Origin of the sequence: Pseudodesulfovibrio aespoeensis Aspo-2 (assembly GCF_000176915.2) — a bacterium.
GTDB lineage: Bacteria > Desulfobacterota > Desulfovibrionia > Desulfovibrionales > Desulfovibrionaceae > Pseudodesulfovibrio > Pseudodesulfovibrio aespoeensis.
Window position 1 is genome coordinate 2026009 of the sequence record NC_014844.1, and the last position, 11169, is coordinate 2037177.

At 60.1% G+C, this 11169-nt stretch carries 9 protein-coding genes, 1 tRNA gene, 1 rRNA gene and 1 pseudogene; 1 reads left to right on the plus strand and 11 read right to left on the minus strand.

The genetic code is table 11. The annotated features are described in order from the left end of the window. Window positions 1-77 precede the first annotated feature (77 nt). The 10 genes and pseudogenes from lon to DAES_RS09270 all read right to left on the minus strand — a co-directional run bounded on the left by lon (window position 78) and on the right by DAES_RS09270 (window position 9996). Window positions 78-2543, minus strand: a complete 2466-nt coding sequence (lon, locus tag DAES_RS09230; protein WP_013514767.1) for an endopeptidase La — start codon at window positions 2541-2543, stop codon at window positions 78-80. Between the two features lie 114 nt (window positions 2544-2657). Further along, entirely contained in the window at window positions 2658-3908 is a 1251-nt protein-coding gene (gene clpX, locus DAES_RS09235) for an ATP-dependent Clp protease ATP-binding subunit ClpX (RefSeq protein ID WP_013514768.1), read from the minus strand. Window positions 3909-3915: 7 nt separating this feature from the next. After that, window positions 3916-4524 (minus strand): ATP-dependent Clp endopeptidase proteolytic subunit ClpP, encoded by a 609-nt coding sequence (clpP, locus tag DAES_RS09240; RefSeq protein WP_013514769.1) that lies wholly within the window; start codon window positions 4522-4524, stop codon window positions 3916-3918. 269 nt (window positions 4525-4793) lie between these two features. Then, on the minus strand, window positions 4794-6218 hold the full coding sequence (gene tig / locus DAES_RS09245) for a trigger factor (protein ID WP_013514770.1): 1425 nt from the start codon (window positions 6216-6218) through the stop codon (window positions 4794-4796). Between the two features lie 50 nt (window positions 6219-6268). Further along, window positions 6269-6353 (minus strand) — tRNA-Leu (locus DAES_RS09250). 84 nt (window positions 6354-6437) lie between these two features. Next, complete coding sequence (thiD, locus tag DAES_RS09255) at window positions 6438-7814, minus strand: bifunctional hydroxymethylpyrimidine kinase/phosphomethylpyrimidine kinase (RefSeq protein WP_013514771.1); 1377 nt, start codon at window positions 7812-7814, stop codon at window positions 6438-6440. A gap of 98 nt (window positions 7815-7912) precedes the next feature. Further along, entirely contained in the window at window positions 7913-8341 is a 429-nt protein-coding gene (locus DAES_RS09260; RefSeq protein WP_013514772.1) for a hypothetical protein, read from the minus strand. Between the two features lie 142 nt (window positions 8342-8483). After that, complete coding sequence (locus DAES_RS17945) at window positions 8484-9047, minus strand: MerR family transcriptional regulator (protein ID WP_236608512.1); 564 nt, start codon at window positions 9045-9047, stop codon at window positions 8484-8486. Between the two features lie 126 nt (window positions 9048-9173). Continuing rightward, window positions 9174-9407: pseudogene (locus DAES_RS17950) on the minus strand (MerR family transcriptional regulator); the annotation flags it as partial. A gap of 139 nt (window positions 9408-9546) precedes the next feature. Continuing rightward, on the minus strand, window positions 9547-9996 hold the full coding sequence (locus tag DAES_RS09270) for a hypothetical protein (protein ID WP_013514774.1): 450 nt from the start codon (window positions 9994-9996) through the stop codon (window positions 9547-9549). A 333-nt stretch (window positions 9997-10329) separates the two neighbouring features. Between DAES_RS09270 and DAES_RS09275 the strand changes: the two genes are divergently transcribed. Then, on the plus strand, window positions 10330-10716 hold the full coding sequence (locus DAES_RS09275) for a MucR family transcriptional regulator (protein ID WP_013514775.1): 387 nt from the start codon (window positions 10330-10332) through the stop codon (window positions 10714-10716). A 306-nt stretch (window positions 10717-11022) separates the two neighbouring features. On the opposite strand, the gene rrf is transcribed toward DAES_RS09275, so the two are convergent. Next, a 5S ribosomal RNA gene (gene rrf, locus DAES_RS09280) occupies window positions 11023-11137 on the minus strand. Between the last annotated feature and the right edge of the window lie 32 nt (window positions 11138-11169).

Here is an 11169-nt window from a genome sequence, read left to right on the forward strand (position 1 = left end):
AGCATGCAAAAGGGCCGGACGGCAAAACCGTCCGGCCCTTGAATCGATATCGCAATCAATCAGACACGCGGACCGCCCTACTGGTGGGCGGGTTTGCGCTGATCTTCCTTGAGCAGTTCGTTGGCCACGGGCGGCTCGCCGTGGTGGGGACACAGGATGGTCTCCACGCCGCTCTCCAGGGCGCGGTCGATGACCTCGTCCATGGTCTTGACCGGGATGATCTCAAGGTCCTTGAGGATGTCCTTGGGCACGTCCTTCAAGTTCTTCTCGTTCTCCGACGGGATGATCACGGTCTTGATCAGCCCGCGATGGGCGGCCAGCAGCTTCTCGCGCAGGCCGCCGATGGGCAGCACGCGCCCGCGCAGGGTGATCTCGCCGGTCATGGCCAGATCGTGGCGCACCGGGATATTCAGCAGCGCGGAGATGAGCGCGGTGGTCAGGGTGATGCCCGCGCTGGGACCGTCCTTGGGCGTGGCACCGTCGGGCACATGGATGTGGATGTCCACCCGCTTGTAAAAGTCGGGCTTGAGGCCGAGCAGATCGGAGCGGGCGCGGATGTAGGAGAGCGCCGCGCGGGCCGACTCCTGCATGACATCGCCGAGCTTGCCGGTGATCTCCACCTTGCCCTTGCCGGGCATGAGCGCCACCTCGACCAGCAGCATCTCGCCGCCGAGCTGGGTCCAGGCCAGACCGTTGCACACGCCCACCTGGGCCTCGCTCTCGCACTCGCCGTAGGAGAACTTGGTCACGCCCAGGAACTTCTCCAGACCCTGCTTGGTGACATGGACAACCTTGTCGCGGTCGTTCTCCTCCACCACCTTCATGGCCGTCTTGCGGCAGATGGAGGCGATCTCGCGCTCCATGTTGCGCACGCCCGACTCGCGCGTGTAGTAACGGACGATGTCGAGGATGGCGTTGTCCGAGAACTTGATGTTCTCGGTCTTCAGCCCGTGCTGCTCAAGCTGCTTGGGCACGAGGAACCCCTTTGCGATCTCCACCTTCTCATTTTCGAGGTAGCCGGGCAGCCGGATGATCTCCATGCGGTCCTGCAGGGGCAGCGGAATGCCGTCGAGGTTATTGGCCGTGGTGATGAAGAACACCTTGGACAGATCATAGTCCAGATCCAGGTAATGGTCGTTGAAGGCGTAGTTCTGCTCCGGGTCGAGCACCTCCAGCAGGGCCGCCGAGGGGTCGCCGCGAAAATCCGCGCTCATCTTGTCCACTTCGTCCAGGCAGATGACCGGGTTGTTGTGCTTGACCCGCTTGAGCGACTGGATGATCTTGCCGGGCATGGCGCCCACATAGGTGCGCCGGTGACCCCGGATTTCGGCCTCGTCGCGCACGCCGCCAAGGGAGAGCCGCAGGAATTCGCGGTCCATGGACCGGGCGATGGACTTGGCAATGGAGGTCTTGCCCACGCCGGGCGGGCCGACAAAACAGAGGATCGGCCCCTTCATGGACTCGACCAGGGACTGCACGGCCAGATATTCGAGAATGCGTTCCTTGGGCTTTTCCAGGCCGAAGTGGTCTTCGTCAAGGATCTTGCGCGCTTCCTTGATGTTGACACCCGTGTCGTCCTTGATGTTGCCCCAGGGAAGGTCGAGCACCCAGTCCACGTAGTTGCGGACCACGGTGTATTCCGCGCTGCTCGGCTGCATGGTGCGCAGCTTCTTGATCTCCTTGCGCACGCGCTCGCGGTTCTCGTCGGACATGATCTTGGCTTCCAGCTGGGAATCAAGCTCCTGCGCCTCGGCCTGCGGATCGTCCTCGCGCCCCATCTCCTTGTTGATGGCCTTGACCTGCTCGTTGAGATAGTACTCGCGCTGGTTTTTCTCCATCTGCTCCTTGACGCGTCCCTTGACGCGCTTCTCGATGGAGACGATCTCGATCTCGCCAAGCAGCAGCTCAAAGACCCGCTCAAGCCGCCTGGACGGGTCCAGCTCCTCAAGAATCTGCTGCTTGCGCGCAAAATCTATCTTGAGATGGGGCATGACCTGATCGGCCAGCGGGCCGGGATCCTTGAGGGTGGACATGGCCAGGATGGCCTCGGGGGCCACCTTCTTGTTGACCTTGCCGAACTCGTCGAGGGACTCGTGCACTGCGCGCACCAGGGCGCTGGCCTCGGCGGTGACCGCCGCCGGTTCCTGAATGATGCTCACACGCGCGCTGGGGTATCCGCCCTCCTGGTCCACCTCATGGGCAGACCGCTTGGAGGCGGGCTCCCAGGTGGCGCGGGATACGCCCTCGAACAACACCTTTATGGTGCCGTCAGGCAGGCGAAGCATCTGCAATATCTTGCTGACCGTACCGATGGCGTACAGGTCGTCCGGTTCGGGGTGTTCTTTTTCTGGGGATTTCTGGGTTACCAGGAAAATCTGCTTGCCGAAATCGGCAACCGCAGTCTCTATCGCCTTGATCGAGGCCTCGCGGCCAACGAACAGCGGGACGATGGACCGGGGAAACATGACCACTTCCCGCAGCGACATCATGGGCAGGGTCAAGGATTCAGGGGACTTCTTGCCGTCAAAACCGAAGGTCGGCATGGATTCCTCCGAGGGTTGGACATAGGGGCCGCGTCCCCGATCAGGCGGGCTGCGGCCATTGACAGGAGTGAGGTAAGGCCCGGAGAGGGATTGTCAACCAACCCCTCTCCGCGCTCATGCCGACTTCACTTCCTGGTGGTAGAGAAGCAGCGGCTCCATGCCGTTCTCGACAACGGCCTGGTTGATCACGCACTCGCGCACGCCGGAAAGCGACGGCAGCTTGTACATGATCTCAAGCATGGACTTCTCAAGCACGTTGCGCAGGCCGCGCGCACCGGTCTTGCGCTGGATGGCCTGTTTGGCGATGGAGGTCAGGGCATTCTCGGTGAAGCGCAACTCGACCTTGTCGAGCTCGAACAGCTTGCGATACTGCTTGATCAGGGCGTTCTTGGGCTCCTGGAGGATACGCATGAGGTCGTCCTCGGTCAGATCCTGCAGAGCGGTCTGGATGGGGATACGGCCCACGAATTCGGGGATGAGGCCGAACTTGATCAGGTCCATGGGCTCGGCCAGCCCCATCATCTCCCCAAGGTCCGTTTCCCTCTTGGCCTCCACCTTGGCCCCGAAGCCCATGCCCGATCCCTGCTTGCGCTGCTGGACGATCTTGTCCAGGCCGATGAACGCGCCGCCGAGGATGAACAGAATGTTCGAGGTGTCCATGCGGATGAACTCCTGCTGCGGGTGCTTGCGGCCCCCCTTGGGCGGGATGTTGGCCTCGGTGCCTTCGATGATCTTGAGCAGGGCCTGCTGCACGCCCTCGCCGGACACGTCGCGGGTGATGGACGGGCTGTCGCCCTTGCGCGCCACCTTGTCGATCTCGTCGATATAGATGATGCCGCGGCTGGCCGCGTCGATGTCGTAGTCGGCATTCTGCAGGAGCTGGACAAGGATGTTCTCCACATCCTCGCCCACATAGCCCGCCTCGGTCAGGGTGGTGGCGTCGGCAATGGCGAACGGCACCTTGAGCACCCTGGCCAGGGTCTGGGCCAGCAGTGTCTTGCCCGAACCGGTGGGACCGATGAGCAGGATGTTGCTCTTGTCTATTTCCACCTCGTCGGGGCCCGTGTTGGCCGCGGCGTAGAAGACACGCTTGTAGTGGTTGTGCACGGCCACGGACAGGATCTTCTTGGCCTGCTCCTGGCCGATGACATACTCGTCGAGCAGTGCCTTGATCTCCTGCGGCGGCAGCAGACGGCCATCCTCGAATTCCTCGCTGACGGTCTCCTGGGCCATGATGTCGTTGCACAGGCTGACGCATTCATCGCAGATGTATACGTCAGGCCCGGCGATCAGCCGCTGCACGTCGACCTGGGTCTTGCCGCAGAATGAGCAGCTCAGGTCTGATGATTTCTTGATATCGGGCATGAAAAACCTATCCTTTGCGTCCTTCTTGCGCATCCGCTCTGGAGTGCATGACCTTGTCGATCAGGCCATACTTGACAGCCTCCTCGGACGACATGAAATAGTCGCGCTCGGTGTCATCGCGGATCTTGTCCAGTTTCTGGCCGGTGTGCCCGGCCAGGATTCCGTTGAGTTCGTCCCGCAACCGCAGGATTTCCTTGGCGTGGATGTGAATGTCCGACGCCTGCCCCTGAGTGCCGCCAAGGGGCTGGTGAATCATGATCCGGCTGTGCGGGAGCGCGTAGCGCATTCCCTGCGCGCCAGCGGCGAGCAACAGCGCTCCCATGCTGGCGGCCTGGCCGAGGCACAGGGTGGACACCGGAGCCGAAATGTACTGCATGGTGTCATAGATGGCCATGCCCGCCGAGACCACTCCGCCCGGAGAGTTGATGTACATGTAGATTTCCTTCTCCGGATCCTCGGACTCCAGAAAAAGCAACTGGGCGCAGATCAGGCTCGCCACGTGGTCGTCTATGGCGCTGCTGAGCAGGATGATGCGGTCCTTGAGCAGCCGGGAGTAGATGTCGTACGCGCGTTCGGTGCGACCGGTCGTTTCAATGACCATCGGTATGGCGACCATGAGCGTCTCCTTGGGAGCATTTTGTTGTTTATCGGCTGGCGGCATGCAAAACCTTACACGCGTTCCCGCCTGAGGGACACTTGCAAGACCGATTCCGCTCGATGTCAGGCGGATACAGTATGCGGCAATTCCCCTTGAACGACAAGGGGAAACTTCTTTCCACAGCCTGGAGTAAATAGGCATGAACCGGCTGCGGTCAAGAGGAATGTGACAAAAAAACGGCGACCCGGAGACTCCGGGTCGCCGCATGTCATCGACGATCCTGTCGGCTATTTGTCGCCCGACTTGGCAGCGGCCTTCTTGGCAGGCGCCTTCTTGGCTGCGGGCTTGGCTTCATCTTTCTTGGCGGCGGGCTTCTTGGCCGGTGCCTTCTTGGCCGGTGCCTCCTTGTCTGTCTCGCCGGTGGGCGGATCGATCTCCTTGATCTCGGCGGCGTCGTAGATCAGTTCAGAGGCCTTGTCGCACAGCAGACGGTCCTTGAGAGGCACGACGAGGTTGTTGTCCTCGTAGTATTTCTTCAACTCGTGCAGGGGCTGCCTGGTCTGCATGGCCAGCTGGGTCAGGGTGGATTCGATCTCCTCGGGGGTGATCTCCAGCCCTTCCTCGGCGGCCACGGCCAGCAGGAATATCTCGGTCTTGACGGTGTTCTCAGCCTCGGCCTTGAACTCGTCGCGGATCTGCTGCGGGGTCTTGCCCAGGATCTGCAACCCCTTGCCCTGGCGGTCGAGCCGGTACTCCAGGTCCTGCACCAGCCGGTCGATGCGATCTTCGACCATGGCGGGCGGCAGCGGGAACTCGGCAATGCCCTCGATGATGGTCGAGAGCAGCTGGCTCTGGGCCGCGGACTTGTGCATCTGCTTGCGCTGGGATGCATAGGATTCGCGGATGCCGGCCCGCATGGTCTCGACATCCTTGAATCCGGCCTTCATGGCCACGGAGTCGCTCATCTCGGGCGTGATGCGCTCCTTGACGGCGTGCAGCTTGACCTTCATGGTCACGGTCTGCCCGGCCAGATTCTGGTTGATGAAATCCTCGGGGAAGGTGATGTCGGTCTCGCCGGATTCCCCGGTGGTCATGGTCTTGAGCAGTTCCTCAAACTCCGGCAGGGCCTGCTTCTGGCCCATCACCAAGTCGAAATTCTCTGCCTTGATGCCTTCGACGATCTCGCCGTCACGGTAGGCCCCGAAGCTGACCGAGGCGACCTCGCCATCCTTGGGCGGACGGACATCCTCAATGACCTTGACCTCGGCGTTGTTCTCCAGGATGCGCTTCTCGACCTCGGCTACCTCGGCGTCATCGACAACGGCCTTGACCTCTTCGACGGAAAGCCCCTTGTACTTGGGCAGGTCGAGCTTGGGAGCCACCTCGAACGTGATGGAATAGGTGAAATCCTCTTCGCGGACCAACTCCTTGGCATCAACATCGATGCGTGACATGGGCTGCAGGCTCAGGCCGCTCATGATCTCGTTGATCTGGTAGTTGATCAAATCGGTCGTGGCTTCGCCGTACACCTGTTTGCGGTATTTGGACTCCACCACGGAAGAAGGCACCTTGCCCTTGCGGAATCCCTTGACGTCCGCCTGCATCCGATACATGGCGATCGTAGCCGTCAAGGCGGCGTTGACCTCTTCGGCAGGCACCTGAACCATGATTTTCCGTTTTACCGGAGAGATTTCTTCCACATTGTATTCCATCGCGACGTATCCTCCTGGAGCGCCCGGCGGGCGCATAATATTGCATGACATGGTGCGGGCGGAGGGACTCGAACCCCCAAACCGTGAGGTACCAGATCCTAAATCTGACGCGTTTACCAATTCCGCCACGCCCGCGAAAAGAAGGTGCTTATTAAGCAAGCATTGCCGAATATGTCAACCATCCACGCGCCGCACAACGCGCGGGCGGTCAGACTTCGATCAGTAATCGTCCCCTGACCGGATGCAGTCGATGACCCGGCACAGCTTGGCGCTCAACGACGCGACATCCTCCGCCAGCAGGCGGACCAGCGGCTCGCACCCAAATCCGCCGGGGTCGGCCACAGCCTCCACCGTCGCGGACGCCGGATGATTCCGCACCGCCTCGAACGCACCCCAGGCCTCGAACCGCCCGCCGGTCTCCCCGACATACTGCGGCCTGCCCTCCCGGTCCATCCACACGACCGTCATGTCGAGATGGTCGAGGGCGCTGCGCACCTGCGGGGTCAGGGCCAGGGTCATGGCGCAGCCCAGCTCAGGGTTCAGGCGGCGGCAGGCCAGGAGCGTGGCCGAAGTATGCGCCGATGCCCCGAACTCCGGGAATCCCGCGACCACGAGATCGCCCCGGCGCGACCCGACAATGCCGCACGAAAACGCGGCCACTTCGGAATCGTCCTCGGCATGGGGCAGGGCCACGGCCACGTTCGCCCCCACTCGCGGCACAAGGGCGTGCAGGCCGGGCATGGCGGCCAGCCGTCTGCCCAAACGGTCGAGATCGCGCAGTATGCCGGCCCGGGCGCGCTCCTTGATCCAGGGGGCCAGATGGTTGGGCGGCCCTCCGCCCTCGCCCAGACGGTAGGCGGCCCTGAGCGCCAGGTTGAGATATTTCTGGGCCCGGAGAATGGCTGCGTCCATCTCCATGCCCTGCCCCAGGCCAGTGGCGATGGCTGCCGAAAGGGTGCAGCCCGTGCCGTGGGTGCAGGCGGTATCCACCCGCTGCTGCATGAACGGCACAGGCTCGGCCCCGGCGGCCACAAACCAGTCGGTGACGGCCAGGGAATCGGCATGTCCGCCCTTGATCAGCACCGCCCGCGGCCCCATGTCGAGCAGAATCCGGGCCGCCCGGAACACGTCGTCGCGATCCCGGATCTCGACACCGGTGAAGAGTTCGGCCTCGGGCCGGTTGGGCGTGACCAGATCGGCAAGGGGAAAAATCAGATCGACCATGGCGTCAACCGCCTCGGCCTTGAGCAACTTGGCTCCGGAGGTGGCCACGCAGACAGGGTCCACCACAAGCGGAAACCGCCGTGCCGAGAGAATCGGGGCGATGGCCCTGATGATGGGTTCAGAGAAAAGCATGCCGGTCTTGGCGCCATCCACCTGAATATCATCGAGCACCGTTTGCAGCTGCCGGGCCACGAATTTGGCCGTGGGGGCCTGGATGCCGGTGACGGCCCTGGTGTTCTGGGCGGTGAGCGCGGTGATGACACTGGCCCCATAGCCGCCGAGCATGGCGATGGTCTTGAGATCGGCCTGAATCCCGGCTCCGCCCCCGGAATCGGACCCGGCGATGGTCAGGATGCACGGAAGTCTGGTCACTGTGAGCCTCCACCCCGAAAGAACGCGCACCCGTCGACACGGGCCGACGCGGCACAGGGAGAGAACCGGCGGGAAACGACCCTCAAGGAACGACGGGGCTAACCGCAGGAGAGCTTGACGTAATCTTCAATGGAAACGCCATTCCAGGCCCTGCTGACCCAATAGGCCGTGGCCCAGATCATCAGCGCCGTGGCATGAAGATCGCTGAGCCGCCGGAGTTTAACCTCAAGGTTGCTCTTGCTCGCCCCGTGCTGGATGTGCACCTTGTGCTCCTCGCACGCCTCCTCGACCCGCAGGAGCAGATAGGCCTGCTTCGACTGGTTGGGGAGCAGCTTCACCTCGCGGTGCGATTCGAGAATGGTCTTGAGCTCAGCGACGGAAAAATCGCTGGAGACGGTGCGGATGGACTTAAAGAAGACATCCACAGCCCACGGCAGGATGAATTCGGCCCCGGCACTCTTGGTCTTGAAGTAGTCCTTGAGCCATTTTTCCTGATCATGAGTAATTCTAGCAGCGACCTGGGGCATACCATCTCCTCCATCAATCCGGCGACCAACAACCTGGCAATCCGGCAAAACTTCCACCTGTGGAACCTTTAGCAGTTGCTATATATGCGAAACAAGCAAAGGAATCAAGATTTTTTCTAGAGTTGCGACGATGAAAAAAAATTTACCCGTTGAAGACTGCCCGGAGCTGACGGAACAAGGTCAGCAACAAGGCGTCAGGGGCGTCGTTGCCATCGATGTTGAGCCGGATGATCTCGGTCACAGTGTTGGCGCTCGGAGTCACGGTCTTCTTGGCCACGAGCACGACGTTCTGCTCGCGCTTCCTGCCCGTGTCCTCGGTCCTGACCACAAGCACCCAGTGCCCGTCCTGCTGCCGCCAAGAGGTCTCGACAGCCATGGACTCCGACATCTTCCGCTCGATGAGCCGAACAAAATCCTTGAGGGAAAACGACCTGCCCCCCTTGCCCTGGACGCCCAGATATTCACCCTCCGAGCAGATGACCAGCGGACTGGCCAGAAACTCGGTCGGCGGGAAATTGATGCTCTCCCCTCCCGCGCGCGAGGCCATCCTGCGCCGCAAGGCCGCAAGCTCGGCCTCAAGGGCGGAAACCTTGGTCGCATAGTCCCGCTCGACATCCCGGCGCTCTCTGCGCAACGACTCGACCTCGTCCCGCAAAGCGCGAATCTCGTTCCGGAACAGAGACTGGTTCTCCATCGCGTCAGCCATCTTCGCAAGGATGTCGCCCACCTCGCGCGAAAACCCAGGCGAACCGCCAAAGGTTTCGTGTTGATCATTTGATTGATCAGATTGCTGATCAAAACGTAACCTTCCAAATTTCAATGACAATTCTTTTTCAATTTGATCAACTGACCAGTTTTCAGTGAACATCTCGCGAATCCTCCTGAATATATCGACGACTTCCACCGGATATCGGCGACGGCGTCCATCACCACCACTTGACGGTATAAACTGTTGGAACTTATCCTTATAATAGACAACCGTAGAAGGAGGTATCTCTAACTGCCTCCCCACTTCGCGTAAACTGATGAATCTCTTGCTCATAACAAACACAGCTTTGTTGATCATTAATCTTCATGCTGTTCATAATCAAAATTTTTATTTGTTGTCAACATTTTTTTGATCAACAGTGATCAATTTTACCACAAAAAAAAGCGTGCCGAACATATCGGCACGCCTGATCATCACAGCGAAATGAATGGAAGCGCTACTGTTCCAACTCCACCCGCACAGCCTGCAATTCCTTGAGAACGGATCGCATGGCGTCCTGTTGGGCCTCGGAATCCAGTACATCGGCCAGGTAGGCGGCCTTCATGGCCATCTCGTTGACCATGTCGTGGGCAATCATCCGCTTCATCCGAACAGGGATATCCGCCTGCAGCTGGACCATGCGCTGATCCAGGCTGGAAACGTCCTCCCTAAGAGCGCCGAGGCTCTTCACCTCGTCCGTGAGCCCTGCGATGTTGCGATTCATGCCAAAAAAGAAAATCACCAGCAGCAACACGGCCAGGAGCGAAACGATCATCGCGACCTTGCTCATGTCCCTTTGCGCCTCCATTGCGCCGGAGGTCTGGTCATGGGCAGCATTTTGCGCAGAACCAGGCACTTCGCTCCTGACAGTCTCCAACTTGTGAATCTTGCCGTTCTCGGAACCCATCTCTGTCTCCATTGCGTGAATTATGGCTCAACCAAGCCCCGGAATAAACAGTCTACGACAGGCTCGCAGGCATGGCAAGGGCTTATGCCCGTCACGATATGGCTCAGTGACCAACATACGCACTTGCAGCCATGCACCTTCACATCGTGAGCTGTTGTGTTTGCGAAATCCCTGTTGACAAACAACTCTCGAATCATGCTATATAGAATCAAGTGGGCAGACCGCTTCCGATTTGAAGTGGTCTGCCACGCTGAAAGCGTCAGCAGCGCATACTGCATCCACCCCGTAACCGGACATCATGCATAAATGCATCACAGCAAAAGGAGCCCGCGCATGGAAGATCATTTGAAGGAAGCGTTGGAAATCGTCAAGGCACAGGCCAGCGTCAGGACCATGACGGAAGAAGAGATCACTTCCATGGTCCAGAAGCTTGCGGCTGGAATCAAGGCTATCGCAGAAGGCGGCGGCATCGAGATTGAGCCGGACGCGTCACTGGACCCCAAGAAGGCGATCCGCGAAAAGACCATCATCTGTTGCGTCTGCGGAAAATCCTTCAAGATTCTGACCAAGAAGCACCTGTCCAGCCACGACCTCACCCCAGAGGAATACCGCGAGAAATTTGGCTACAAGAAAAAACTCCCCTTGGTCTGCAAGTCTCTGCAGCGCGAACGCCGCAAGAAGATGAAAGAAATGAAACTCTGGACCAAGCGCGGCAAATGACCCCTCTCACGAAGCCCGGCACTGCCGGGCTTCGTCTTTCCGGGGGCAAGGGTGCGTTCCATGCCCCTGTCAGCGACCTGATCGAAGCCCCCTCTGTTTTGATGCCCCTCTTTCGCGTACTGGCATAGCCGCTCTCTGTACGCAGGCCCTGGCGAGTGTGACGGTCGGGCCGGACGGCAAGCCGGCCATTGCCATCTCGTATCTGGGGTAGTCGCCCTCTGGGGCGGCCTTTGGCCAAGGCGGCGGGGTCATGGCGCACAAACGCACAAAGCCCCGATTCTTGCGAATCGGGGCTTTGGAAAGATTTCTTGGCAACGACCTACTTTCCCACACGCTACCATGCAGTATCATCGGCGATGGAGGGCTTAACTACCGGGTTCGGAATGGGACCGGGTGTACCCCCTCCTCCTTGGTCACCAAGAAAAAGGCAGTGAGTTATTACTCGAATATATC

Bases quoted from the DNA above. Each gene is read 5' to 3' on its own strand.
- lon (WP_013514767.1), bottom strand. From the start codon at position 2,543: ATGCCGACCTTCGGTTTTGACGGCAAGAAGTCCCCTGAATCCTTGACC.
- clpX (WP_013514768.1), bottom strand. From the start codon at position 3,908: ATGCCCGATATCAAGAAATCATCAGACCTGAGCTGCTCATTCTGCGGC.
- clpP (WP_013514769.1), bottom strand. From the start codon at position 4,524: ATGGTCGCCATACCGATGGTCATTGAAACGACCGGTCGCACCGAACGC.
- tig (WP_013514770.1), bottom strand. From the start codon at position 6,218: ATGGAATACAATGTGGAAGAAATCTCTCCGGTAAAACGGAAAATCATG.
- DAES_RS09260 (WP_013514772.1), bottom strand. From the start codon at position 8,341: ATGCCCCAGGTCGCTGCTAGAATTACTCATGATCAGGAAAAATGGCTC.
- DAES_RS17945 (WP_236608512.1), bottom strand. From the start codon at position 9,047: ATGGCTGACGCGATGGAGAACCAGTCTCTGTTCCGGAACGAGATTCGC.
- DAES_RS09270 (WP_013514774.1), bottom strand. From the start codon at position 9,996: ATGGGTTCCGAGAACGGCAAGATTCACAAGTTGGAGACTGTCAGGAGC.
- DAES_RS09275 (WP_013514775.1), top strand. From the start codon at position 10,330: ATGGAAGATCATTTGAAGGAAGCGTTGGAAATCGTCAAGGCACAGGCC.